We start from the raw sequence: 25,123 nt of genomic DNA on the forward strand, positions 1-25,123 counted from the left end.
GGTATTATTGATGTATTTAACGAAATTATTTTTAAAAACTAACATAAAAGAAAAAGATTGTATATCTGTGTTACTTATCGGGGCTTTAACGGTAATGGTATTCAATATATTACCTATGGTTCTACAATCAATATTTTATTCCTTTGATAAATATGGTGCATTTCTGATGGAATATTATACATATAAAACGATTATAAAGTTTATAAAAATTATCTTCATAGGATATTTTTTATACGCATACTTTAATTTTATTAAAAGTAGAGGGGATTTATTCTATCTTTATAAACTCTTTGGGTCCGATATGTTAGAAATAATAGAACTAAATTTAATATTTGGATTTATTGTTTATATTTTGAACATATTATTAGGTTCTATACTTCTATATTTTTCTACTAGAATTTTTTATATAGTGATTAATTCAATATTTAATATAAACACATTTCCTAATAATATAAATTTTTCTGTGTATATGAACACCATTATAATATGGGGGATACTTATTCTATTAGCATCTGTATACAATAGTGCATATATATTTTTAAATGGTGGAGAAAAGCTTTACATAAAGAGTAAAGTAGATAAAAAAAGTATTAATAAAAATTATAAAAAAGAAAAAATATTTGCTATCCTACTTATAGTTATTAGCATTACTTTCATAAGCTTGTATTCCTTAAGGATTATTTCTTTTGAAATAGGAATTATGGTTTCTTTATTTTCATTTGTCTTAGGTTATACAATTTTAATTAATAGGTATATCTTTAATTATCCATTGAAACTTCGTAAGAATAATAAAGTTTTGGATGGTATAGCATTAGAAAGTAGTTTGAATAGATCTATAAAATTAAATAAAATTATTGTAAACTCGAATACCATAAGTGCTTTTATTCTTATGTATGTATTCAGTATATTTTTACTTTCGTATTGGGGTAGCGTTTCAGATAATGATATTGAGAAGCCATATATTTATGATGCTTTAATAATTGCTAACAATAAAGAAGATATTGAAGAATTAAATATTGATTTCGAAAAAGTAGAAAAGTCAGTGATATTTCCTTCTTATACTGTGCAGCTAGGAGTTAATGAATATAATGTAACTTCTGAAACTTTTTATAATAAGATACTTGATGAAAAATTACATTTAAAAAACGGACAAGGGAAACTTATTGAAACAACATCAAATAATGATAACTGGATTATTTATGAAGGAGAAAAAAAGAATTTTCATGTAAGTAGTAATGGAAAAAATAAAGATATACTAATAAATTCTTTAGATGGTAGATATGTATTTAGAGGTTTAGTTGAATGGGATAATTGGCTAATACTATCAGATGAAGATTTCAGAGAACTAATTCCAGAAAATGAGGACAACATACATTACTCAGAATTAATTAGATATGACAAAGATTATCGAAATCTATTAACGAATGAAATAAGTAACAAAGTAAAAGACAATGAAAAAGTACATGTATATTATAAGGATGTAATCGTAAATTTATTAAAAGGCTCTCAAAAATTAATGGTTATTATAGTGGCTTTAATTGTGCTTGCTATAAAAGGCTTTATATTATATTTGTATGAAATTAAAATAAAGAACGATTCTAATTCTATTTTTGAAAAGTATAAATTATTAGACTTACTTGGAATGGGAAATAGTCGATATAGACTGTTACGTAAGGAAATATTTTTAATGTATTTTAAGCCAGCAATTATTACTTATTTTGTAGTACCATTTATTGCTATCTTTCCTTTTTTTATAGATGTTGAAACAGAAAAATCAGTCACAAGTTTTTTAGAGCTTACAAAATTTGGTGTTAATGGTTTTGGATGTATATTAATAATATTTATTGTGTTTGATATAATCGTATATTTGAAAATTTCAAGAAATGTTATAAAAAATTTAAAATCAAACCGAATAGAGGTGAATGATTAAATGGATGAAATTATTAAAGTTGAAAATTTAAGTAAATCATATGGACAGAAGGGAAAAGGAGCTTATTGTCAAAAGGTATTAGACAATTTAAATTTAGACATTTATGGCGAAGACTTTATAGCAATTATGGGACCTTCAGGGAGTGGAAAAAGTACTCTCCTAAAAATAATTGGGCTAATTGATAATAACATAGATTCGGGAGATGTTTTCTTTTTAGGAAAAAATATCAAGAAAATGAATTTTTCTGAAGTTGCAAAATTTAGAAGAGAAAAAATTGGATATGTTTTTCAAGATTTCAAAATATTGCCATCAATTACCATATTGGATAATATTGTATTACCAAACTTAATAGCTAAAAAATCTCTGGAAGAAGCTAAAGAGAAAGCGTTAAGATATTTAGATGAATTTGAAATAAGCAATATATGTAATAAATACTCATATGAAATTTCTGGTGGAGAACTCCAAAGGGTTGCTATAATTAGATCATTAATGAATGATCCGGATATTATTTTTGCCGATGAACCCACAGGAAATTTGGATAGTGATAATACAGAACAGATAATTAGAATGCTAAAATACTTAAATGATAATTTTGGGAAGACAATAGTTATAGTAACACATAATAGCGAATTTATTAAATATGTAAAAAAGGTGTTTATTTTAAAAGAAGGTAAATTAACGCTAAGTTATTAAAAAGTAAACTATCATACAATGGAAGCTTTATTAGTAATTAAAAATTGAGATATAAATGATAGTGTGAAAAGTTTTGTGTATCAGGCTCCTGATAGGTGTATGTTGAGAAAATTAGTAGATCTTCTAGTTCTCTTTCTTTTAGTTGATTTAAGAGTAACAGCCAGTATTTGCTTGATTCGTTTTCGCCAATTCCACATGTCTAATATTTCTTTAAATCCTTCTAAATAGTATCATAGAGCTATATAAGCTGCTTTTTTTTACAATTATATTGTTTTCTCTCACATGGTAGTGGATATTATCGAGAAAATTATTGGATAAAGTTGTTCTAATGATATATTTTACCATTTTTTAATGGTTAGTAGTATTTTGTTTAGTCTTGTTTCCGGTCTTTTTTTACCATAAAAATTCCTCCTAACTATTATTATCTTATCAGGAGGAGTTTCTATACACAAACTATTTTACTGCTGCCTTATATAGACAGAATCAAATTTATAAAAAGTTTTAATAAAATTCAGTTGTATTGTTTAAACACTTTTGAAATTAGTTTTTAATTTTATATCTTTCTTGTAATAATTTTCATAGTTTTTCCTATACTGAACAAGGTCAGAAAATTGTTCTTTATTTAAAGAATACTCTTGCATAAGGGTGTTCTTTTTTTCTTGCAATCTATCGAGATTTGATAGTATTTCTTTTGTATTTGGTAATTTTTTATATTTTTCTAAAATTTCTTTAGCGGCTATTTTATAGACGGAAAGTTCGCTATAATACTCCTCTGCAAATTGCTTATCTTCAGGATTTTTCTTGTGGTATTTATAGATTTCACGATACTTATTTATAGTATTTATATTTTCCATATCTTGGGATAAACTCTTCATCTCAGTTTCAATTTTCTTTATTTTATCTAATAAGTCTTTTCTATCATTAGCAGATTTTTTAATTAGATCATCAAGTTGAGTGATTGAATTAATTCCTTGTTCTCTAAGTTTAATTATTGAATCAGCCATTGTTTTGATATTATGTTTTCTTGCCCAAACTTCATAACCTTTAGAGGATTGAGCTTTTTCATTAGTAGATATATCAATAACATTTCCTACACGCTTTTTAATAGGATTAGCTTTATTTTTAATTGCTAAATCTATTCTTTCTTTGATTTTTTCTTCGGTATAATCTTCTCCGATAGTCTTAGCTCTTGTAAATCTTTGCTTATCTTTATGGCGAAAAGCGATGTGTTTACCAAACTTAATTTCATAATCAAGAGATTTCATATTTTCTAAAAATTCTTCCCACGATTTAGACTTATTAATCATTCTGTCTATATCAAATTGCAGTTTAGATTTCCAGGAATTTCCTTTCTTGTTTTGGTCATATTCGTACCAAGATTTACCAGCAGTTTTATATTTTCTTTTGTAAGCTTCATAATATTTATCAATGACTGAAAGCTTATTTTCTTTACATAATTCATCGCTTTGATACCTGATTTTATGGTAAGTTTTTTTGTTAGATTGGTAGCATTTTCCAGTCTTGTAATTAACATTATTAAAAATAATATGGTTATGGATATGCCCTCTATCTATATGAGTTGCAAGAACAAATTCATAATCTTCTTTTAAAATTTTCTTACATAATTCCATTCCAATTTCGTGAGCTTTTATAGGATCAACCTCTCCTGGTAGAAAAGATTGGATTAAATGTCTAGCCAAAACTGTACCCTTAGTATCATTATCTTCTCGAGTTTTCAAAAATTGAATATGGGCAGTAGCTGGGTGACATTTAAATGAAGATACTAAAATTTTTTCATCAGTTTTTTCACTCTTAGTAATGTAGTCTATTGCCAAATTTAGAGTTGATTTTATAGGATGTATTTTTGTAATTGCCATATTAGTCACCAGAACTTTCTTTTGATTTATTAAGAAGTAGGGAATGAATCTGCCATATTTCTTTTGATAATTTTTCTATCTGCTTATTCATAGACTCAATTTCATTTTTGTATATAACACCAGTTGTATTAGTAGCTTTTGCAATCTGGTTTATATTATTTGTTGCATTTGAAAGCAGCCATTGTAGATTTCTAAATGGTTCTAAATCTACTACGTAAATTTCTTTTTCCAATACACACTTTCTAAGAAAGTGGGACATTGTTTTACAATTTGCAAGTTTCATTTTCTTTTCAAATATTTCTTTTTCTTCTTTAGTTAGTTTTATTTCTATTCTTTCATTTCTAAATCTATTTGCCATTTCATTCTCCTTTATAAAATAAATTTCGGGGTCTTAGGGTTCTCCCTAACAAGGTAAAAATTAAAAAAAATGGAGCATTCCGTAAAGGGCTGCTCCATTAATTTTCTCGTAAGTGTACGTACACTTACTGTGCTTGCTATTAAAGTTATAAGCGTTAAGCGAGTATTAATTATTATTTAAAATTTTTATTCCTGATATAGTTGATAGCAAATTAGCATCTCTATTTATATTTTTATGTTCCAAGTTATTTAATATATATTGTTCTGTTTCTGGACTCCAATATATTTTTAATTTCTTCTTTGCTCTAGTAATTGCGGTATAGAAAATATTGTGAGTTATTCGTTCTTCGGAATCTTTAGTTATTATTATTTTTACGGAATCATACTCTAATCCTTGAGCCTTATGAATAGATATAGCATAAGAAACTTGAAATGGAATACTGGACATTGCATCGTCATCATCATCAGTGTTATTTGCTTTTTCAACATCAAAAGAAATAATAGAATTTCCTGATTCTGAAATTCCTTTAAGTTGGAGATTATATCCCCAAGCATCTAATTCATTTATTGAATATTCTAATTCTATATCAAAAGTTATTCCATTATTAACATAAGAAATATCTTTTATTATACCCTTGGCGTTATTATGAATTAAAGGGGAAAATCGATTATTCTCATTGAAAAGTACCGGATCATTAACTTTATAAGAGTTCATTTCCCAAATAAAAGGTTTATTAGGGTTTTGATTTTGTAATAGTTTATTTATGTTGTTAATTCCATAAAGCCCATCATAATTTAAGCATAAAATTATTTCATCTATATATTGTTTTTTAAATATTGAGTCATTTAACATTTCAACATTTTCATTATCAATCATAGATTCAAGAATTTCAGGATTAATTTCACGAACATTATCCCAAACTTTTTTTAATTTATCATTTGTAGTTCTATAAGAATTAGTTAAATTGAATAATATTTTCTTAGTAACAAATTTGTTTATTAAACTGAACCAGTTTCCAAAATTTATTGATTCAATTTGATAAACATCTCCTACTAAAACAAGTAATTTAAAATTCATCTTTTCTAATATTTTAGCCATATTTAAATTACTAACTGTACTGCATTCATCTATAAATAATATATCACAGTTAATACTATCTTTGGAATGGAGATATTTACTTATAGTCATAAATTCACAATTTTTAGTGGCAATTTTCCTTCTCATATTCTCAACGGCGGGATGAGTATTAGCTATAAATACTTTATTTCTGTTTGACCAAAAATTAGAAATATGTTTTATAAAGGTAGTTTTACCTGTTCCTGCTGCTCCATAAATTATTGAAACACAAGATTGTGAAAACATATGTTTCAAAGCTTCCTTTTTATATTCATCGTCAATATTATAATTTTCAGTTTTTAGCCAAGATTCTACAGATTCCTGATATTGAACAACACCTTTATTAGATAAGTCCTTAATTCGATTAATTATTTTAACAGTATCATCCAAATAACCAGAAATATATAAATAATTTTTATACCTTTGTATATTTCTAGATTTATGTTTGTAATATAAAGAATTGTTATAATTTTCAATTAAAGATTCTATATTTTCAAAGCCACAAAGTTCTTCGATAGGTGTAAATAATTTACCATGAATTTCTGAATTGTTTTTTAATACTCGTGCAAGTAGTTCATGTTCATGGGAATCTATAGGTATTGAATCATAAAGGTCTTTAAGTCTAGGATTATGAAAAATCAAAGAAGAACAATATGGCATTTCATCAAACGGTATTGCTTTATAGCTTAAAAACAAGTTAGATAATTTCTCACATGAAGAATTAGAAAGTTGTCTTTTAATCGTTTCATTATTCATTCTATTAAGTAGATATAACAGGATATTAGCACCAGGATTCTTACTATTAACTATATCTCTACTCTTATCAAATAAAGAAGAAAGGAGTGTTTTTTTAGAATTAAAAATTTTATTTGAATAGAATCTATATTGTGCTTCATCCAGACCTATAAATTCATTTAATGAAAAGTTACTAGTAGTTAGAAATTGCATTAGATGGAAATATTCTGACGACTTGGTTTTTATTTTTAAATCTAAATTGAATATTTTAGCAAAATTATTTAATTCGCAAGGTCTTATAGATATCTCATAATTATCTATAATATAAATCGGCATTGTAGTGCCAAGCATATTAATACTATCTTTATATAAAGATAATTTAAGAGAATAGTTATCTGGAATATCTAAATTAGTAAATGCAATAATTCGACTATATTTACTAGTATTTGAGTATGCAGTTACAAAAGTAACTTCATAATAAATTTCACAGTCAATAAAAAATGGTTTTATTTTTTGTATATAGCATCTATCGTTATAATTTACTTTATTATTAAAATATCCTTTATTATTAATTTTTCTTGATATTTTAGTATGATATTCTAATAGAGAAGAATCAGTATTTAACGGAAATTTACCAAGATTATTTATAACATCAATATTATAATTATTTTTTAAAAATAATTTTGCTTTAAAAATATATTCATAATATTTAAGCATTAATCTTTCGGATGCTTCTTTATCATTTGTATAGTGAGAAACGGAAATGTTAAGTAATTTATAAAAATCAGATAGAAATTTATATTTATTATTTGATTTTATAAAATTAATTGCTTTTACTCTAACACCATTATAGTCTTTAGGGTCTAAATCTGTTCCGTTTGAAAAAACTTTTATGGCTATATCTTCAACTAGATTTCTTAGTTGGCTTAGTATATTTTGGCTTAATAGTCCTCTGTCATTGTTAAAGACATTAATATTATCATCAATAGATTTGCAAGTTATTGATATTGAATTATCTATTTTATTCATAATTCCCTCCATTAATAAATTTCATTCTACTTTCATATACAATCAAGCTTATTAGTAATACAATCACATAATGTATAAAGGAATTTATTATCATACTTTTTATTATTGGTAATTGATGATAAGTTTGACCTGTTATCTTAAAAGCGGTTAGTGTACTTGTAATAAAATCAAGTGATGACCATTGGACAACTGATAATTTTATTATATCAATTTATACTGAAAAAATCTTCTAATCACATTTATTGTTTTATCTTTTACCTAACAAATAAGCATGAGTGATGTCTTAGTTGGCTACATCATTATATTCATCATAAATTTTGTTACTAGGAAACAAATAACTTAGACTTTCCTGTTATTACTATTAACTCTACTTTTTCTTTTTCTATTCTTTTATAACTACGATTTTAATTATTTCTTTATTCTAAAAAATAATTAAAATCGTAGTTTATAATTTCTGATACTTTTTGCAAAGCTCTGTATATTTTATTTCTTTATTATAAATTTTTTTATAACTATACCCATCACATTTACAAATGATGCAAAACAGTAATCGTTTATAAAAATATGCACAAAAGTTAGCAGATTTATAAATTTATTTAAGTTATACTATACTTTAAAAGATAAAAACTTAGTTTCGGATTTATTATCACTATGTGAAAATTATCTAGTGAGAATAAGATCTTTATCAATTCAGAAAAAAAGGAAGGACTTACTTATGAAAATAACAATAATGGATCTAAGTAAATATTCCTTTTTCTATAATTTACTATGGTTATCATCAAGATAATTCTGATGAAAAATTAAATATTATCAACACTAGAAAGAGTTTCTTTCATTTTAGAGGACTAACCATGCCCAAGAGCAGGAGTCCTCCTTTTTTTGTCTAAAAACAAAAGACAAAAAAAGAATGGAGGAACCATATATGACAAAAGAATATTATATATATGTCGGTGGACAAAAAATCAAAGTAAGCGAGCAGATATACAAAGTCTACTGGCAAGAAAGAGAACACGAAAAATATTTAGAGCAGGTGGACAAGAAAAACCACTTGCTCTTTTTTTCATCTCTAAATCACGATGGGAATTTTGAAGATAATCTAGAAGATAAAAATGTTGATGTTGAAAAAGTTGTAGCTACACAAATGATGATTGAAGCACTAAGAAATGCAATGTCAAAGTTAAATAAAGATGAACGTGAAATAATTGAAAGATTATATTTCAATGATGAAACACTTCGTGCAGTAGCAAAGACTCAAAATATATCACATCCTGCTTTAATAAAAAGACGAGATAAGATTTTAGAAAAACTAAAGAAATTTATAGAAGAAATATAATTTCTGGTTACCAAAGAGGGCAAATTTTCCTTTATAAAGTGAGGGGAGTTTTGTCCTCTTTCTATTTTAAAAGAAATTTAAACAATATTTGAACCATAACAATTAAATAGACCAAGACAAGACATTAATCATTTTTGGAGCGTAATAATCTATCCGCCAAGATCTTTCTGCTGAATAATTCGGCAAAACAAGTACTGCTAAGCAAAAAGCAAGGGAAGAAGAAAGGGAGCGATAAGTAAGAGTTTGAATATAGGGAGGGATACCCTATTCGCTACGAAGAAAATGAGGATAATGATACTTCTAAGGTTGAAGCCGGCTCATCCTGAATAGAGGCGGAGGTGAGATACCTATGTTGCTAATCCAAGGCACTTGTCAATGTCAAAAAACTTTAAAAATATCAAAATTAATTTTTAAATATATTATTTGGAGGATTTATGATTAACGAAAATATAAAAGGTGTTCGTGTTTCTGAGAAAGCATTTCTAACATTAAAAGAAGCATCTGAATACTTCAATATTGGTCAAGATAAAGTTAGACAATTAACTGATGAAGATGATTGCAATTTTGTATTATTTAATGGTAGTAAGCGTCTTATTAAGAAAAAGTTAATGGAAGAATATTTAAATAGACAGTTCTCTATTTAATCTAAAACTATATATAAAACACGCTTAATGCGGTATTATAATTATAGCGTGTTCTTTTATCTAAAAAGGAGCATTTTTATGGTAAAAAGACGCAAAGATAGTAAAGGGGTTGTTTTAAAAGACGGTGAATATCAAAGGTCAAATGGCACTTATGAATTTAAGTGGCAAGACAAAATAGGTCGTAGAAAATCTATCTATGCGAAAACTCTAAAAGAATTAAGAGAAAAGGAATTAGATATTTTACGCAATACTATAGATGGAATCAACAACGAAGGAAGTAGCTTATCTGTAAATGATACTTTTAAGCTATGGACAAAGGTAAAAAGAGGTTTAAAAGATAATACCTTTAAAAATTACATCTATATGTATCAACAATTTGTCGAACCGACTTTTGGTCGTATTAAACTATCTGATATTAAAAGATCTGATGTAAGAAGTTTTTATAACAGATTAAAGGAAGATCAGGGATTGATGGTTTCTACCATAGATTGTGTCCATACTGTCTTACATCAGGTATTAGAATTAGCAGTGGATGACGAATATATAAGGTTTAATCCATCTGACAATGCTTTGAAGGAATTGAAAGTAGCTTATCGAAATGAATCTCCGAAGAAAAAAGCCATGACAATAGAAGAACAGGTGCTATTTGAAGAATATTTATCTAATAGTGATGAATATAAAAAATGGTATCCAATATTCATTGTTATGCTTTGGACAGGAATGAGAGTTGGAGAAGTCACAGGATTGCAATGGGACGATCTAGATTTTGATAATGGTCTTATAAATGTAAATAGGACTTTGGTATATTATAGTAAAGGTAAAGGATTAAATAATAGATATGCTATTAATACACCGAAGACAGCATCAGGTAAGCGAAGTATTCCTATGGTTCAAAAAGTAAAAGATGCTTTTCTTATGGAAAGAGAGTTACAAAAGACTTTTGGAATCGAATGTTGTGATTCAATCGATGGATTTAAAGACTTTGTATTTTTAAATAGGTTCGGAAAGGTTCACAATAATGGAACACTTAATAAAGCTTTAAGAAGAATTGTTAGAGATTGCAATTTAAGTATAATGGATAAAAATAAATCGAACTCTAATGATATTCTATTAGTTCCACATTTAAGCAATCACATTTTCAGACACACCTTTACTACAAGGCTTAATGAACAAAATATAAATACAAAAGCAATGCAGTCTATTCTAGGTCATTCTGATATTAGTACAACAATGGATATATATGTAGATGCAACAGAAGATTTTAAGATAGAACAGATGGGAGAATTTGAAAAAGCGATGAAATTTATATTTTAGAATTTACGACAGCTTACGACAAATTTACGACAATTTGCTAGAAATCTATAGGCACTTATAGAGAGTTAGCAAATTGTCGTAAATGGAGAAGTGCCATAAAATAGACTTTTATAGAGATTTAGACAATTATCTAAGGTAGAGGGGATTTTCCCAACAATGAAGCCAATAGGAAAAGAAGTTGCAGAAATAAATGCAAATAAAGCAGCAGATGAAAAATCAGCAGTAAAACTTGACCTATCAAAGGTAAAAGTTGAACCACTATTTGAAGAATTTGTTGACTTTGACACTTTCTCAAAATCTGATTTTAGAGTAGTTAAGGTTAAAAATTGCGAAGAAGTTCCAAAATCTAATAAACTTTTGAGGTTCACTCTTGATGACGGAACAGAAGAAGAAAGAATAATCTTATCAGGAATTAAAAACTTCTACTCTGCTGAAGAATTAGTTGGAAAAACTCTTGTTGCAATAACAAATCTTCCACCAAGAAAAATGATGGGAATAGAATCCTGCGGCATGCTCCTATCAGCAGTTTGTGATTATGATGGCGAAGAATTATTAAATCTTCTAATGCTAGATGACAAAATCCCAGCAGGGGCAAAATTATATTAATAAAAATTTTATTTATAAAAGTAAAAGGAACTGAGACAAATTTATCTCAGTTCCAATTTTTTTGCTTATTTTATTTTTTAAATTGCTTTAAGAGATTTAATATTTTAACCAGTAAAACAATTTTAATCACATGTAAAATGGTGTAGGGAATAAGGCCTGTTAGGATTGTCATGGTCGCTTCATATTTTTCCATAAAATCACATCTCCTTAAATAGCTCTTTTAATTTATTTAATATTAAAATTAAAAGGATAATCTCAATTATGTTAAAAAGATAATGAGGCTGGATCATTGTTAGGAATTTTATTATTTGCATTTTCATAATTAAGCTCCTCCATTAAAAGTCTAAGTAAAAATCTTTTTACAAATTTTTTCGTCTCCATTTTTATATCTATGTAAGTTAAAGTACATTTTCACACCTTCTTATTAGCTTTAATTGAAAAAAATTAAAGGACCTATACTTTTATCGATTTACCACATTATATCACAAAAAAAGAAAGTAAAGTTATAAAATATTTAATGGGAAATTTTTGTTAAATTAAGCGACAATAAATATTTATAAAGCCCTTCTAGTAACTTCAACTCTTTTCTTTTTATGGTATAATTTAAGTGTTAAATTTTAAGTGCAAATCGAAAATAAGAGGTGTAATGTGAAAAAAACTATTAGAGATTTTGATTTTAATGATAAAACTGCTCTTGTCAGAGTTGACTTTAATGTCCCCCTAAAGGATGGCAAGGTTACTGGCGACGATAGAATTGTTAAAGCTATTCCAACTATTGACTATTTAATTGAGAATGGAGCAAAAGTTGTGCTTATGAGTCACCTAGGAAGACCTAAGGGAGAATACAAGGAAGAATTTTCTCTTGCTCCCGTTGCTAAAAGAGCTGCTGAAATTTTAAAGAAGGACCTTAAATTTATCTCATCAAGAGAAGTTGTTGACGAAAAAGTTATAGAAGAAGTTAAAAATCTTAAAAGTGGAGAAATTGCTCTACTTGAAAATTTGAGATTTGTTAAGGGTGAAGAAAAAAACGACCCTGATTTTGCAAAAAAACTTGCAAGCCTTGGAGATATTTTTGTAAATGATGCCTTTGGAACTGCCCACAGAGCTCACGCTTCAAATGTTGGTGTGACAGAATTTTTGCCTTCCTGTGCAGGTCTTTTAGTTGAAAAGGAAATTAAATATTTTGAAGATGCCCTTAAAAATCCAGAAAAACCCTTTGCTGCAATTCTTGGCGGCTCAAAGGTTTCTGACAAAATTGGCGTAATCGAAAATCTATTGGAAAAAGTTGACACTCTTGTAATTGTTGGCGCCATGGCAAATACTTTTTTAAAGTCCAAGGGTCTTGAAGTTGGTAAATCTCTTGTGGAAGATGACAAGCTGGACCTTGCAAGAGAAATTATGGCTAAGGCAATTGATAAAGATGTAGATTTAATCCTTCCTAGAGATGTAATTGTGGCTCCAGAGCTTTCTGAAGATGCAAAGGGAACTTTAAAAGATGTTGAAGATGTAAGTGAAGATGACATGATTCTTGACATAGGTCGTGAAAGCCTAGAAGATATAAAGGCAGCTCTTGAAAAGGCAAATACAGTAGTATTAAATGGTCCTTGTGGAGTATTTGAAATCGAAGAATTTTCTCACGGAACTATTGAACTTGCAAAAATTTTGGCAGGTCTTGATGCCATAGTAATAGTTGGTGGAGGAGATTCTGTTGCCGCTGTTGAAAAGGCAGGCGTTGCTGATAAACTAACTCACATATCCACTGGTGGCGGTGCAAGTCTTGAAATGCTTGAAGGCAAAAAACTTCCTGGCATTGAGGCAGTTGAAGAAGCATGAGAAGAAAATATATTTGTGGAAACTGGAAGATGAACAAGACATCATCTGAAGCAAGAGATTTTGCAGAAAAAATAAATGAATTTAATTTTGAAAAGTCTGATGTTCTTCTTGCTCCATCTTTTGTTTCTCTTGAAAGTTTCAGAAAAAATTTAAATAAAAAAATTGAAGTAAGTGCGCAAAATCTTTCACAGTTTGACGATGGTGCCTACACTGGCGAAGTTTCAACTTCTATGTTAAAGGACATTGGAGTAGAAAATGTCATCATCGGTCACTCTGAAAGGCGAGAAAAATTTTTTGAATCCAACGAAATTGTAAATGCAAAGGTGAAAAAAGCTCTTGCAGATGATTTTCATGTAATACTTTGTCTTGGCGAAGCTATTGAAGTAAAAAATGAAAATAAAGAAGTTGAATTTGTAAAAGATGAACTTTTAAAGTCCCTTGATGGAATTAAAAATATTGAAAACATTACAATTGCCTATGAGCCAATCTGGGCAATTGGCACTGGCAAAACTTGCTCAGCTGATGATGCAGAGAAGATGTGTAGAGAAATTCGCCAGATAATTAATAAAAATTACGGAGAAATTTCTGAAAAAATTAGAATTTTATATGGCGGCTCTGTCAAGCCTTCCAATGCAAAAGAAATTTTGTCACAAGAAAATATTGACGGAGTATTAGTTGGTGGAGCCAGCCTTGATGTAGATAGTTTTGTTGAGATTATTAAAGCTGGTGAAAGTCTATGAAACCAACAATGTTAATAATTTTAGATGGCTTTGGTATAAGAGAAAGCCAAGTTGGCAATGCAGTTAAGCTTGCTAAGACTCCAACTATTTATGAATTATATAAAAACTCTCCTCACACAGAAATTTTTGCCAGCGAAGAATATGTAGGTCTTCCCCATGGACAAATGGGAAATTCTGAAGTTGGCCACTTAAACATTGGTGCAGGCAGGGTAATTTATCAAAATCTTACAAAAATTACTGAAGCCATAAAGTCAGGTGAATTTTTCAAAAATCCTGAATTTAAAAGAGCCATTGACAATGCAAAAAAGAAGGATTCAAAAATTCATTTAATAGGACTTGTTTCCAAGGGTGGAGTTCACTCACACTTTGACCACCTCTTGGCTCTTATCAAGTTAATGGCAGATGAAGGAATAGAAAAAACTTACATCCACACAATTACAGATGGTCGGGATGTTTCGCCTCATGCTGCTATAGATGACATTAAAGAACTTCAAGATGAAATCAAAAAAATTGGCAAGGGAAAGATTGCCACAATTTCTGGCAGATACTATGCTATGGATCGTGACAATAGATGGGAAAGAAGTAAAAAATATTACGACAACTTGACAAGTGATGGAGATTTTGTAGATGAAGATATTTTATCTTATATAAAATCTTCCTACGACAAGGACATCACTGATGAATTTTTATTACCTGCAAAATTTGCAAAAAATTCTGAAATAGAAGATGGGGACTCAGTAATAATTTTTAACTTCAGACCTGATAGGGTTAGACAAATTACTAGAGCCCTAGTTGACGATGACTTTAAGGGCTTTGAGAGGGAAAAAATAAATACCACTCTCGTTACAATGACAGACTATGATAAAGATATAAAAAATAAATTTGTTGCCTTTAAGGACGAAATACCAAGGGATACTTTGGGAGAGATTTTAGAAAAAAATAAAATCATGCAACTTAGAATTGCCGAGACAGAAAAGTATGCTCATGTAACATTTTTCTTTAATGGCGGACGGGAAAAGCCCTTTGAGGGAGAGGACAGAGTTCTCATTCCTTCGCCAAAGGTTGCAACTTATGACCTAAAGCCAGAAATGTCTGCCAATGAAGTCACTGATGCTGTAATTGAAAAATTAAGGGAAGACAAGTACGGCACCATAATTTTAAATTTTGCAAACACAGACATGGTTGGTCACACTGGCGACTTGCAGGCAGCCATAAAAGCTGTGGAGACAGTTGATAGTAACCTAGGCAGAATTTTAAAAGTCTTAAAGGAAAAAGATGGGGTGGCAATAATTACTGCAGACCATGGAAATTGTGAATGCATGATTGATGATGAGGGCAAGCCTGTCACAAGTCACACTACAAACCCTGTGCCAGTTTTCCTTTTCAATAAGGATGCAAAACTGAGAAGTGGCGGTGCACTTTGCGACTTATCGCCAACAATTTTAAAGATTATGGGAATTGAAAAGCCAGAACTTATGACTGGCCAAAGTTTATTTTAAATTTATAAATTATTAATTAGGAGGAATTATGAGTTTAATTGATTATGTTTATGCGAGAGAAGTCCTTGATTCAAGGGGAAATCCAACAGTTGAAGTAGAAGTTGGCACACTTAATGGTGGCTTTGGCTCTGCCATTGTGCCAAGTGGTGCCTCAACTGGAGTTCACGAAGCTGTTGAACTTCGTGACGGAGAAGAAAGATATAATGGCAAGGGCGTTGAAAAGGCAGTTGCAAATGTAAATGAAAGAATTGCCGAAGAATTAATTTGCTTCGATGTCTTTGACCAACTTGGCATCGACAAAATGTTAATAGAGCTTGATGGCACAGAAAACAAGGGAGAACTTGGTGCCAATGCAATTCTTGGAGTATCTATTGCAGTTGCAAGGGCTGCTGCTAATGAAGCAGGTCTTCCGCTTTACCAATACCTTGGTGGAGTAAATGGAAAAACAATGCCAATTCCAATGATGAATATAATAAATGGTGGCGAACACGCTGACAACAATGTAGACATTCAAGAATTTATGATTATGCCAATTGGAGCAGAAACTTTTAAGGAAGCTCTAAGAATGGGTGCAGAAGTTTATCATGCCCTTAAAAAAGTTTTAAAGGACAAGGGACTTTCCACTGGAGTTGGCGACGAAGGTGGCTTTGCACCAAATCTTGAATCAAATAAAAAAGCCTTCGACTGCATACTTGAAGCAGTAAAAGCAGCAGGTTATGAGCCAGGTAAAGACATTGTCCTTGCTATTGATGCAGCAGCTTCAGAATTTTATGATGAGGACAAGAAAAAATATGTCCTTGCAGGTGAAGGTCGTGAACTTACATCAGAAGAACTTTCAAAATTCTACCAAGAACTTGTAAATGAATATCCAATTTATTCAATTGAAGACGGACTAGCAGAAGACGATTGGGAAGGTTGGAAGCACTTGACAGAACTTATTGGCGACAAGGTTCAATTAGTTGGCGACGACTTTTTCGTAACAAATACTAAGAGACTTCAAGAGGGAATTGAAAAGAAATCTGCAAATTCAATTTTAATAAAATTAAATCAAATTGGAACAATTACAGAAACTCTTGATGCCATAGAACTTGCAAAGAGACACAATTACACAGCAATTATTTCTCACAGGTCAGGAGAAAGTGAAGACTCAACAATTTCTGATTTAGCTGTTGCAACAAATGCAGGCTTTATAAAAACTGGTGCACCAGCAAGATCTGAAAGAGTTGCAAAGTATAACGAACTTCTTCGCATAGAAGATGAACTAGGCGACCTTGCAATTTATCCTGGCTTTGATGCCTTCTTTAATTTAAAATGAAAATCTATTTTATAAGACATGGCGAGGCAGAAATTTATGCAGATGACGACTTCAAGAGAAAGCTCACTACTTTAGGCAAGAAAAAATTAGAGGAAAGCTTTAAGGCCTTTGCAAAAAATTTAAAAGACAAAAGATCCTTTAAAATTTACTCCTCACCTCTTGAAAGGGCAAAGGAAACTGCAGAAATTTTGGCAAAGCACCTGGACTCAACCTATGAAGTGAAGGACTACCTTGCCGGCGGAAGAATAAAAGATATCTTAAAAACTTTAGATAAAGATGACAATTACATCTTTGTCTCCCATGAGCCCTTTATATCAAATTGGATCTACCAGTTAACAGGCGACATGAAAATTATTTCAAGGGGCAGCATAAATTTAGTAGAAATTGATCCAAAAGAATTTACAGAATAAAATTTTTAAAACACAAGCACTGGCAAAGGTCGGTGCTTTTTTGTTGGGAAGACTTAAAAGAAACCAAGATGATTATGAATTCTTTTTAAAACTAAAGTGTGATAGAATTTGTTTACAAGATTGTGTTGGTGATTAAATGAAAAAGATAATTTTAATAGAAGACGATGAAATTTTATCAAGTGGCATTGAGTCTTACTTGTCAAAAAATGATTTTGAAGTAGAAACTTGTAAAAACTTTGAAGAAGCAAAGATAAAAATAAACAATTCTTTTGACTTGGCAATCTTAGACATAAATTTGCCCGATAATGATGGAATCGGTTTGTTGAATACTTTAAGAGAAAATAATGTTAGAGTAATAATAACTACAGTAAAAAACGATGAGAAATTTATCGTGAGAGCTCTTGACAATGGAGCAGATGATTATATTACTAAGCCTTTTAAACTAGCTATTTTAAGAGCAAGGATTGACAAGACTCTAAGGACTGCTCTTGTAAAAGATGATTTTATTAGCTTTAAAAATCTAAGCCTAAATAAAAATGAAGGAAGTTTTTATTATAAAGACGAGAAACTTGATTTAACAGCGCTAGAATTTGAAGTTATGAATTTATTTATAAATAATCCCAATAGAATTTTTACTCGAGATTTTTTGCTTGAGAGATTTTGGGATAGAAGAGAAAAGTTTGTCAATGACAATACACTAACTGCCACTATAAAAAGAATTAGAGATAAAAGTGACAGAGATATTATTAAAACAATCCGTGGAATAGGTTATAGGATGGACTGATGATTTATTTATTTTACTTTGTGAGTTTATTTGCTCTATATTATTTTTTGAAAACAAGAGAGAAAAAGAGAATAAAAGAACTTGAGAATTTAATAGATAGGCTGGGAGAAAAAAATTATTCGATTCCCATGGTGCAAGATGACTTTTCAATACTGGAAGACAAGATTTATAAGATATTTATAGAACTTGTTGAAGCTAGAGAATTAGTAGAAAAAAACTCAAAAAAGCAAACACAAAACCTAGAAGATATTGCCCATCAAATAAAGACTCCAATTACTTCAATGTTTTTTGACTTAGAGATGATCGATAAGGATGAGGATAATAAAAAAGAAATTGAAGGCCTTGAGCTTCAACTTGAAAGGCTTAACTCTCTTGCTGATATTTTATTAAAGCTATCTAGTCTTGATGCAAATGTAGATAAAATGGAAAAAAATGAAGTTTTAATTTCAGAAATAATTGAATACGCCTTAGATATTTTAAGAAAAAGTATTGATGAAAAAAACATTAAAATTATATTTGATTATGAGGACTCTGAGATAAAAGTTGATTATTATTGGGTTTCTGAAGCCCTAATAAATATTATTAAGAATGCCTTAAGCCTGGATAGAATTACAAAAATTAAAATTTCTACAAATAAAAATCCGATTTACACAGAGATAATAATTGAAGATGACGGCGGAGGTATTAAAGAAGAAAACTTCAAAAAAATATTTGAAAGATTTTACAAGAGTCCTGACTCTAAGGGCTTTGGCATAGGCCTTGCTATGGCAAAATCAATTATTGAGGCGAACAATGGAGATATATCTGTAAAAAATGGCAATGATGGTGCGGTTTTTAAAATTAAATTTTACAATGTCACTTAAAAGTCATTTTAACCCTTTATTATTGAGACAAATAGAGGGAGGTACATATGGAAATTGTTAGAACTGAAAATTTATCGAAAACTTATGGAAGTGGAGAAAATCTTGTAAGGGCAATTGATGATGTTAATTTAAAAATAGAAAAAGGAGAATTTATTGCAATTGTTGGACCAAGTGGATCAGGCAAGTCAACTCTTCTTCACTTGTTAGGCGGTGTGGACAATCCAAGTTCTGGAAAAATATTTATAGACGGCAATGACATCTCAAAATATTCATCAAAGGAATTAGCACTTTTTAGGAGGAGAAAAGTTGGCTTAATTTATCAGTTTTATAATTTAATTCCAAACTTAACTGTTAGACACAACATAGAACTTCCATTAAAGCTTGATAAGAGAAAAATCAATGAGGAAGCCCTATTAGATACAGTTAGAAAGCTAGGGATAGAAAATAAGTTGGATTCTTTTCCAAGTGAACTATCAGGAGGTCAGCAACAAAGGGTTGCCATAGCAAGGAGTCTTATCTATTCTCCGTCACTTGTACTTGCTGATGAGCCAACAGGAAACTTAGACAGAGAAAATTCAAGAGAAATAATTGAAATTTTAAAATATTTTAATAGGACTTTAAAACAGACAATTATTGTAATCACCCATGATGAGTCCATAGCCCTAGAGGCAGAAAGAGTAATAACAATAGTGGATGGAAAAGTAGTGGGAGATGAAAGAAATGAATAAGAAGAATCTCTCAATCTCACTTTCACTTTTTATAACTGCAATTTTCTTTACATTTTGCCTTTACTTTGGATATGTAAATAATAAGTTTGATTATGAACATTTTAGGAACAGATCAATTTATGATGCTAGAATTAAGACCGATACAGTTTCTGGTGAATCAAGTAAATTAAAAGAAATAAAGAATATTAAAGAAGTGGGAGAAGTTGCAGTAGAAAATAATTCTGCCAAGCTATCTCAAAATGTCTTAGTAATAAATTACACAGACCTGGGTTTTAACAAAATGTTAGAAGATAATATGTTAAAAGAGGGAAGTTTTGCCGCAAAGGATAACGAAATTACCATACCAAAAAGTCTTGCAAAAAAAGAAAATTTAAAAATTGGCGATAAGGTAAAAGTAGAATTTGGGAATAGATTAGTTGATGGAAAAATTATAAAGCCAGTTTCCAGTGTTACTAAGGATGAAGAATTTGCAAGAAAAAATAGCAAAGAATATGTAATAAGTGGTCTCACAAGAAATCTTTACAATGAAAATATGAAGATTTTTTATGCGTCTACTGTCATACCAAAGGATGCAAAAACTAATAGCTTTGTAAGATTTCATAATTTTAGAAAAGCCTACAATAATAAAGATAATTTAGAAAAAAATCTTGCATCTGTCTTGAATAAGGATAAAGTAGAACTTGAATTTAGCGAGATAATGAAAGATTACTATAATGTTGATGGAAGTCTTTTACAACAATATAGGCAGGTGATTGTAGACTCTCTTTTAATTTTTGCTACAATCCTTATTTTTATATTTTTTGTAAAAAATATTTTTACAGTTTGGGGGCTAAGAAAGATAAGAGAAATTTCAATGTACAAGTCCATTGGTTCAACAGATTATCAAATTTATAAATTGCTTTTAAAAGATGGATTAAAAATTTCACTTCTACCAATAGTTATGGGACATGTTTTCGGATATGGGGGAATCAACCTCCTCTATCTTGGTCTTCAAAGGATTGTAGAGGAAGAGGAAAAGTACAAGTATATAGAATTTTCGCCAAGCCTTTCACTTGTAGTTTTATTAATTTGCTTTTTTATAATTTTCATAGCAATATTTGCTCCAGCTAAAAAAATCGCAAGGATAAATATAATTGATGGTATAAAAGGTAACTTTAATGACAAAAGTATAAAACTAAAGAGAAATAAAGAAATTTGGAAGGAATTGAAGATAAATAATTTAAAAACTATTTCCTCTCAGAGATATATTTCTGCAATTGGAATGATAATTGTCTCAATTTTTTTGATAGTTTTCTCTATGGCAAAGTACAATAGGCTGAAAAATACTTACACTTATAATACGAATATTAATATTTTGATTCATTCAAATGAAGCTGAAATTCCAAATGTCTTAAAAGATATAATGAATACTACAGAAAATGACAGAGCCTTTCTTTCAACTGAAAAATATATTTCTCTTAGTAAGGAGCAAAATTATTCAGATGAGTTTAGATCTCTTAATTTAGATGAAAAAATGCGTAAATATTATGATAATGGCGAAGAATTTTATCTCGACGGAATTATAACGGCTTTAGATGATGAAACTTTTGAAAAGATAGGTGGCAAAAAGGGAGAGGCTTTGCTATTAAATAAAGTCCAAGTCAATCCAAACGCACCAATTGATGGATCAGAAACAACAAAATATTTTGAAAATATGGATATTTTAAATTACTCTATAACAGAAGAGAAAAATTACAATTATTCAATCAAAGTAGATAAATTAATCGATAGCACAAAGGACTTTAGGCAAAGAAGGCTACCCTTCTATGTGTATTTATACGTTGACTTTGACACATATTTTAAACTCTTAGATGACTGGAATAAGTACTATTTAAAAAATAATAATGACTTGAGAAGAAACACCTATGAACTATCAATGCAAGTTGATGAAAATAAGTTAGACGATATAAAGAATGAAGTTAAAGAAAAATTAGATTCTTCCATTGCCTATAATGAAACTTATAATTTAACTACAAGCAAAGATGTAGAAGCAAATCGCATGAAAGACGTAAAAACTTTTGGACTTATGATAATTTCTATTGCAAGTATAATTTTTATTTTAAATATAACTAATGGATATTCTTCCATTAATTTAAGTTTAATGGCAAGGAAAAAAGAAATTGGCTCTTTAATGTCTTGTGGAATAGATGAGGAAGAACTAAAACATAAATATACAAGAGATTTTATATTAGAAGAAATTAAATCACTGGCAATAGCTTTAATAGTAAGTTTTGCTGCTTTATTAATAATTGCAAAAATTTCGCCAACAATGGATATGAAAATTTTATTATCCTATTTTGAATATAAGTACTTCATTGCTTTTGCCATTTTGATTTATGGTATAAATATACTAATCTACAATTTATCTTTAAAAAATATTTTAAAGATTGATCCCATTGATTTGATAAGAGGATTTGACTAGGAGGTAGTCATGAAAAAAAGCCTTAGCAAGTATTTATTTGTCACAGGAGTTTTGATTTTTATAATTTCATATTTACTCCCAGTAGATTTTTTTGAAAATTTTACAAATTTAAGGCCCACAGGTCTTACCAGTTTATTTATCTGTAGGATTATTGGACTTATTGGTCTTATCTTTGCAGTAAAAGAAAAGTCAGTTTTGTTTGGAGTATTAAATTTTTTATTAATTATAATATTTCCACTCTTTATGTTTATTAACAGTTTAATATAATTTATTTTAAGTGATGTTAGGGATAATTAATTTTATTTTTAGCATCACTTTTTATTCAATAATTTTTATGAATTCGACTATACTAGAAATAAATTAAAAAATAGCAAAATGTTTCGAGTATAATCGAAATAAACAGAGAGAGGATTTAATTGGATTATATTTTTAGAGATTAGTTTATAGAAAAAATTAAGGAATTTATTGATATTAATGAAAAATAATTAAAATTGATTATGGAATAATTTAGATTAGAAATTAAATGACATCCTTAAGTTGGATTTATAGTCCAATTTAAGGATGCCATTTTTAAAGTTAAACAATAGCTTTAGAGTATCTTTTATATTTTATGTTAAAGGATATTATAAAGTTTATGGATTTAAAATTTTTTCAATTTATTTATCTTTATCAGAATAGTCTTTATATAAAAGATAAGTTCCCAATATGGTAGAAGCATATAAGTACTTTTTCATAAATTCTGCTTCCTCCCAAAATCTCATGTTAAAGAAACTGCCAGGAAGCACATTTAAAAATCTATCAAGAATAAGGATTACAAAGCTTAATATTATAGGGCTAATAAATACTAATATTAATAAAAACTTTTTTTTCATATTATATCACTCCTTAAAATGGATTCATTTACAGAAATGTGCTTATAAAAGTATGAAGTGTATCTTGCATTAGAGGAAGAAATACTAATAGTTTTTCAACTGATTCCAATCCTTGCATAAGAGCTAGTGCTAGCAAGCTTAAATGTTTCATATATCACTTTAATTATAATAATTTGCAAAGGTTTTGTCAAAAAATAGTGTATATCTATATGATGATAGCAAAACTTTAAGAGAAAAGCCCATAAACAATAAATATTTTTTATAATAGATGTATTTTTTCATCCATTAATTTTTATAATTATTTTTAATTAATATTATCTTATAACTTAATACTAAGTAAGTTGCTTGTAATATATCTTAAATAACTATATAATAACTTGGGGTTAAACCCGAGTTTTTTATTTAAAGGAGAAATGATGAAGACTTCATATATATTAATGGTGATTACAATTGTCTCAAAAATCTTTGGACTTTTGAGGGAAAAGGCCCTGGCATACTTTTTTGGCGTTGGCATGGTGGCAGATATTTTTCTAATTGCCTTCCAACTTCCCATGACCTTTACCAATGTCATTAGCGGCGCTGTTGCCAATGGCTACATACCCATGTATGACAAGATAAAGGAGAGAGAGGACAAGAAAAGAGCCGACATCTTTACTGCTAATCTTTCCAATATTATTTTAATTGTATTTATAATTGTTACTATTCTTTCTATTATTTTTGCACGACCTCTTGTAAAGTTAATGGCTGAAGGTTTTGAAGGCGAAAAGCTTGAGACGGCAATTTTTGTTTCAAGAGTTGCCATGCTCTCCATAGCTGTTACGGCTGTGAGCTCAATTTTTAAGGCCTATCTACAAATTCATGAAAAATTTATAACTTCAGTCCTTCATTCAATCTTAATGAATGTGATTTTAATTGGGGCCATGGCAATATCAAGAAATCTTGGCATAAATTATCTTGCAATAGGAATTTTACTTGCCTTTGTTTTGCAATATGGGATTTTTATTTTGCCAATTAAAAAACTTGGCTACAGGCACAGCCTAAAAGTTGACTTCAATGAAGACATGAAGGCAATGTTTGTCTCCATCCTTCCAATTTTAATTTCAACTTCAGCAATTGAAATTAACTTTATGATTTCTCGTTCCCTTGCATCGGGAGCCTACGCTGGCGGAATTTCTATTTTAAATTACGCCTACAAGCTTCAAAGTTTTGTAACGGGTATAGTTGTTACATCAATTATAACTGCAACTTATCCTAAGCTTGCCAACTTTGGTTCAAAAAAGGACTATGTAAACTTAAAGTCTGCCCTTTCAGAAGGACTTTCAAATATGCTACTACTTGTTGTGCCTGCAGCCTTTGGTCTATACATTTTTTCCTTTCCAATTGTAAATCTTTTATTTGTGGGGGGAGAATTTTCTGTTGATGACGCAAGGATCACTGCCACAGTTTTATCCTTCTTTGCCTTTGGTGTAATTGGTATTGGGGTCCGTGAAATTATTTCAAGAGTTTTTTATTCTCTTGGCGACAACAAAACTCCTGTCATAAATTCTGTATTAATAGTAGGAATTAATGTCGTCCTTGCCCTTTTACTTTCAAAACTAATGGGGATAAGGGGAATTGCTCTTGCAACTTCAATTTCTTTTTTAGTTGGAGCCCTTGCCCTTTACCTTTCATCAATTAAATTAATTGGAAATGTATTTAACAAGAAACTTTTTACAAATGTCATTAAAATCACTCTGGCATCAGCTGTCATGGCACTTGGCTCAAAATTTTTCTACAATATTTTAATAAAAAGCTTTGGAATAAATTTATCTCTTCTTATTTCTATAATTATTGCAGGCTTAATTTACCTTATTTTATTAATCGCCTTTAGGGTTGACGAGATAAGAGAGCTTTTGAAATTAATATTTAAGAAATAGCTAAAATAGGAATTTGCCTTTTATTTTCCTCTTTAATAGTGTAAAATATTAATTAATAAGGAGTGAT

20 protein-coding genes and 2 pseudogenes are annotated in these 25,123 nt (G+C 29.3%); 17 read left to right on the forward strand and 5 right to left on the reverse strand.

Annotated elements, in window-relative coordinates; all coding sequences use genetic code 11:
* Positions 1-10 precede the first annotated feature (10 nt).
* Both HMPREF2801_RS06050 and HMPREF2801_RS06055 read left to right on the forward strand, forming a co-directional pair.
* Positions 11-1,930 (forward strand): hypothetical protein, encoded by a 1,920-nt coding sequence (locus HMPREF2801_RS06050; protein WP_070611190.1) that lies wholly within the window; start codon positions 11-13, stop codon positions 1,928-1,930.
* Positions 1,931-2,623 (forward strand): ABC transporter ATP-binding protein, encoded by a 693-nt coding sequence (locus HMPREF2801_RS06055; RefSeq protein WP_070611191.1) that lies wholly within the window; start codon positions 1,931-1,933, stop codon positions 2,621-2,623. It abuts the gene before it with no gap.
* Positions 2,624-3,147: 524 nt separating this feature from the next.
* Here HMPREF2801_RS06055 and HMPREF2801_RS06060 read toward each other — a convergent pair.
* The 4 genes and pseudogenes from HMPREF2801_RS06060 to HMPREF2801_RS09610 form a co-directional block, all read right to left on the reverse strand.
* Entirely contained in the window at positions 3,148-4,500 is a 1,353-nt protein-coding gene (locus HMPREF2801_RS06060) for a relaxase/mobilization nuclease domain-containing protein (RefSeq protein ID WP_070611192.1), read from the reverse strand.
* A gap of 1 nt (position 4,501) precedes the next feature.
* Positions 4,502-4,858 (reverse strand): plasmid mobilization protein, encoded by a 357-nt coding sequence (mobC, locus tag HMPREF2801_RS06065; RefSeq protein WP_000013363.1) that lies wholly within the window; start codon positions 4,856-4,858, stop codon positions 4,502-4,504.
* A 165-nt stretch (positions 4,859-5,023) separates the two neighbouring features.
* Positions 5,024-7,738 carry an ATP-dependent DNA helicase gene (locus HMPREF2801_RS06070; RefSeq protein ID WP_070611193.1) on the reverse strand — a complete coding sequence of 905 codons (2,715 nt, stop codon included), beginning with the start codon at positions 7,736-7,738 and terminating at the stop codon, positions 5,024-5,026.
* Positions 7,731-7,919: pseudogene (locus HMPREF2801_RS09610) on the reverse strand (hypothetical protein); the annotation flags it as partial. The pseudogene HMPREF2801_RS09610 and the gene HMPREF2801_RS06070, both read right to left, overlap by 8 nt.
* 741 nt (positions 7,920-8,660) lie before the next feature.
* Here HMPREF2801_RS09610 and HMPREF2801_RS06075 point away from each other — a divergent pair.
* From HMPREF2801_RS06075 to HMPREF2801_RS06140, 14 genes and pseudogenes are all read left to right on the forward strand, one after another.
* A complete protein-coding gene (locus HMPREF2801_RS06075; RefSeq protein ID WP_070611194.1) occupies positions 8,661-9,071 on the forward strand; it encodes an RNA polymerase sigma factor in 411 nt (136 codons plus the stop codon).
* A gap of 434 nt (positions 9,072-9,505) precedes the next feature.
* Complete coding sequence (locus HMPREF2801_RS06080; protein WP_004838488.1) at positions 9,506-9,715, forward strand: excisionase; 210 nt, start codon at positions 9,506-9,508, stop codon at positions 9,713-9,715.
* Positions 9,716-9,793: 78 nt separating this feature from the next.
* A complete protein-coding gene (locus HMPREF2801_RS06085; RefSeq protein ID WP_019132791.1) occupies positions 9,794-11,029 on the forward strand; it encodes a tyrosine-type recombinase/integrase in 1,236 nt (411 codons plus the stop codon).
* A 144-nt stretch (positions 11,030-11,173) separates the two neighbouring features.
* A pseudogene (locus HMPREF2801_RS06090) lies at positions 11,174-11,635 on the forward strand (lysine--tRNA ligase); the annotation flags it as partial.
* Between the two features lie 648 nt (positions 11,636-12,283).
* Complete coding sequence (pgk, locus tag HMPREF2801_RS06095) at positions 12,284-13,468, forward strand: phosphoglycerate kinase (RefSeq protein ID WP_070611196.1); 1,185 nt, start codon at positions 12,284-12,286, stop codon at positions 13,466-13,468.
* Positions 13,465-14,208: a triose-phosphate isomerase gene (gene tpiA / locus HMPREF2801_RS06100; RefSeq protein WP_070611197.1), complete on the forward strand. Its 744-nt coding sequence runs from the start codon at positions 13,465-13,467 to the stop codon at positions 14,206-14,208. Before pgk ends, tpiA begins: the two co-directional genes overlap by 4 nt.
* Entirely contained in the window at positions 14,205-15,707 is a 1,503-nt protein-coding gene (gpmI, locus tag HMPREF2801_RS06105) for a 2,3-bisphosphoglycerate-independent phosphoglycerate mutase (RefSeq protein WP_070611198.1), read from the forward strand. Before tpiA ends, gpmI begins: the two co-directional genes overlap by 4 nt.
* Positions 15,708-15,735: 28 nt before the next feature.
* Positions 15,736-17,022, forward strand: a complete 1,287-nt coding sequence (gene eno / locus HMPREF2801_RS06110; RefSeq protein ID WP_070611199.1) for a phosphopyruvate hydratase — start codon at positions 15,736-15,738, stop codon at positions 17,020-17,022.
* Positions 17,019-17,432: a SixA phosphatase family protein gene (locus HMPREF2801_RS06115; protein WP_070611200.1), complete on the forward strand. Its 414-nt coding sequence runs from the start codon at positions 17,019-17,021 to the stop codon at positions 17,430-17,432. Before eno ends, HMPREF2801_RS06115 begins: the two co-directional genes overlap by 4 nt.
* 136 nt (positions 17,433-17,568) lie before the next feature.
* Entirely contained in the window at positions 17,569-18,216 is a 648-nt protein-coding gene (locus tag HMPREF2801_RS06120; RefSeq protein WP_070611201.1) for a response regulator transcription factor, read from the forward strand.
* Positions 18,216-19,079, forward strand: coding sequence for a sensor histidine kinase (locus tag HMPREF2801_RS06125; RefSeq protein ID WP_070611202.1), 864 nt, complete (start codon positions 18,216-18,218; stop codon positions 19,077-19,079). Before HMPREF2801_RS06120 ends, HMPREF2801_RS06125 begins: the two co-directional genes overlap by 1 nt.
* A gap of 47 nt (positions 19,080-19,126) precedes the next feature.
* Positions 19,127-19,807 (forward strand): ABC transporter ATP-binding protein, encoded by a 681-nt coding sequence (locus HMPREF2801_RS06130; protein WP_070611203.1) that lies wholly within the window; start codon positions 19,127-19,129, stop codon positions 19,805-19,807.
* Positions 19,800-22,268: an ABC transporter permease gene (locus tag HMPREF2801_RS06135; RefSeq protein ID WP_070611204.1), complete on the forward strand. Its 2,469-nt coding sequence runs from the start codon at positions 19,800-19,802 to the stop codon at positions 22,266-22,268. Before HMPREF2801_RS06130 ends, HMPREF2801_RS06135 begins: the two co-directional genes overlap by 8 nt.
* Before the next feature lie 9 nt (positions 22,269-22,277).
* Positions 22,278-22,535, forward strand: a complete 258-nt coding sequence (locus HMPREF2801_RS06140; RefSeq protein ID WP_070611205.1) for a hypothetical protein — start codon at positions 22,278-22,280, stop codon at positions 22,533-22,535.
* 389 nt (positions 22,536-22,924) lie between these two features.
* Here HMPREF2801_RS06140 and HMPREF2801_RS06145 read toward each other — a convergent pair whose 3' ends face one another.
* Positions 22,925-23,140 (reverse strand): hypothetical protein, encoded by a 216-nt coding sequence (locus HMPREF2801_RS06145; RefSeq protein ID WP_070611206.1) that lies wholly within the window; start codon positions 23,138-23,140, stop codon positions 22,925-22,927.
* A gap of 416 nt (positions 23,141-23,556) precedes the next feature.
* Here HMPREF2801_RS06145 and murJ point away from each other — a divergent pair, with 416 nt between their 5' ends.
* A complete protein-coding gene (gene murJ, locus HMPREF2801_RS06150; protein WP_070611207.1) occupies positions 23,557-25,056 on the forward strand; it encodes a murein biosynthesis integral membrane protein MurJ in 1,500 nt (499 codons plus the stop codon).
* Positions 25,057-25,123: the final 67 nt, after the last annotated feature.

This window comes from Peptoniphilus sp. HMSC062D09 (genome assembly GCF_001811425.1).
Taxonomy (GTDB): domain Bacteria; phylum Bacillota; class Clostridia; order Tissierellales; family Peptoniphilaceae; genus Peptoniphilus_A.

What these genes read in the sequence shown, in the direction of transcription:
- HMPREF2801_RS06060 (WP_070611192.1), bottom strand. Translation starts at nt 4,500, where the DNA reads ATGGCAATTACAAAAATACATCCTATAAAATCAACTCTAAATTTGGCA.
- gpmI (WP_070611198.1), top strand. Translation starts at nt 14,205, where the DNA reads ATGAAACCAACAATGTTAATAATTTTAGATGGCTTTGGTATAAGAGAA.
- HMPREF2801_RS06120 (WP_070611201.1), top strand. Translation starts at nt 17,569, where the DNA reads ATGAAAAAGATAATTTTAATAGAAGACGATGAAATTTTATCAAGTGGC.
- HMPREF2801_RS06075 (WP_070611194.1), top strand. Translation starts at nt 8,661, where the DNA reads ATGACAAAAGAATATTATATATATGTCGGTGGACAAAAAATCAAAGTA.
- HMPREF2801_RS06085 (WP_019132791.1), top strand. Translation starts at nt 9,794, where the DNA reads ATGGTAAAAAGACGCAAAGATAGTAAAGGGGTTGTTTTAAAAGACGGT.
- HMPREF2801_RS06140 (WP_070611205.1), top strand. Translation starts at nt 22,278, where the DNA reads ATGAAAAAAAGCCTTAGCAAGTATTTATTTGTCACAGGAGTTTTGATT.
- tpiA (WP_070611197.1), top strand. Translation starts at nt 13,465, where the DNA reads ATGAGAAGAAAATATATTTGTGGAAACTGGAAGATGAACAAGACATCA.
- HMPREF2801_RS06145 (WP_070611206.1), bottom strand. Translation starts at nt 23,140, where the DNA reads ATGAAAAAAAAGTTTTTATTAATATTAGTATTTATTAGCCCTATAATA.
- HMPREF2801_RS06070 (WP_070611193.1), bottom strand. Translation starts at nt 7,738, where the DNA reads ATGAATAAAATAGATAATTCAATATCAATAACTTGCAAATCTATTGAT.
- HMPREF2801_RS06080 (WP_004838488.1), top strand. Translation starts at nt 9,506, where the DNA reads ATGATTAACGAAAATATAAAAGGTGTTCGTGTTTCTGAGAAAGCATTT.
- HMPREF2801_RS06050 (WP_070611190.1), top strand. Translation starts at nt 11, where the DNA reads ATGTATTTAACGAAATTATTTTTAAAAACTAACATAAAAGAAAAAGAT.
- HMPREF2801_RS06135 (WP_070611204.1), top strand. Translation starts at nt 19,800, where the DNA reads ATGAATAAGAAGAATCTCTCAATCTCACTTTCACTTTTTATAACTGCA.
- HMPREF2801_RS06055 (WP_070611191.1), top strand. Translation starts at nt 1,931, where the DNA reads ATGGATGAAATTATTAAAGTTGAAAATTTAAGTAAATCATATGGACAG.
- mobC (WP_000013363.1), bottom strand. Translation starts at nt 4,858, where the DNA reads ATGGCAAATAGATTTAGAAATGAAAGAATAGAAATAAAACTAACTAAA.
- eno (WP_070611199.1), top strand. Translation starts at nt 15,736, where the DNA reads ATGAGTTTAATTGATTATGTTTATGCGAGAGAAGTCCTTGATTCAAGG.
- HMPREF2801_RS06125 (WP_070611202.1), top strand. Translation starts at nt 18,216, where the DNA reads ATGATTTATTTATTTTACTTTGTGAGTTTATTTGCTCTATATTATTTT.
- HMPREF2801_RS06130 (WP_070611203.1), top strand. Translation starts at nt 19,127, where the DNA reads ATGGAAATTGTTAGAACTGAAAATTTATCGAAAACTTATGGAAGTGGA.
- HMPREF2801_RS06115 (WP_070611200.1), top strand. Translation starts at nt 17,019, where the DNA reads ATGAAAATCTATTTTATAAGACATGGCGAGGCAGAAATTTATGCAGAT.
- murJ (WP_070611207.1), top strand. Translation starts at nt 23,557, where the DNA reads ATGAAGACTTCATATATATTAATGGTGATTACAATTGTCTCAAAAATC.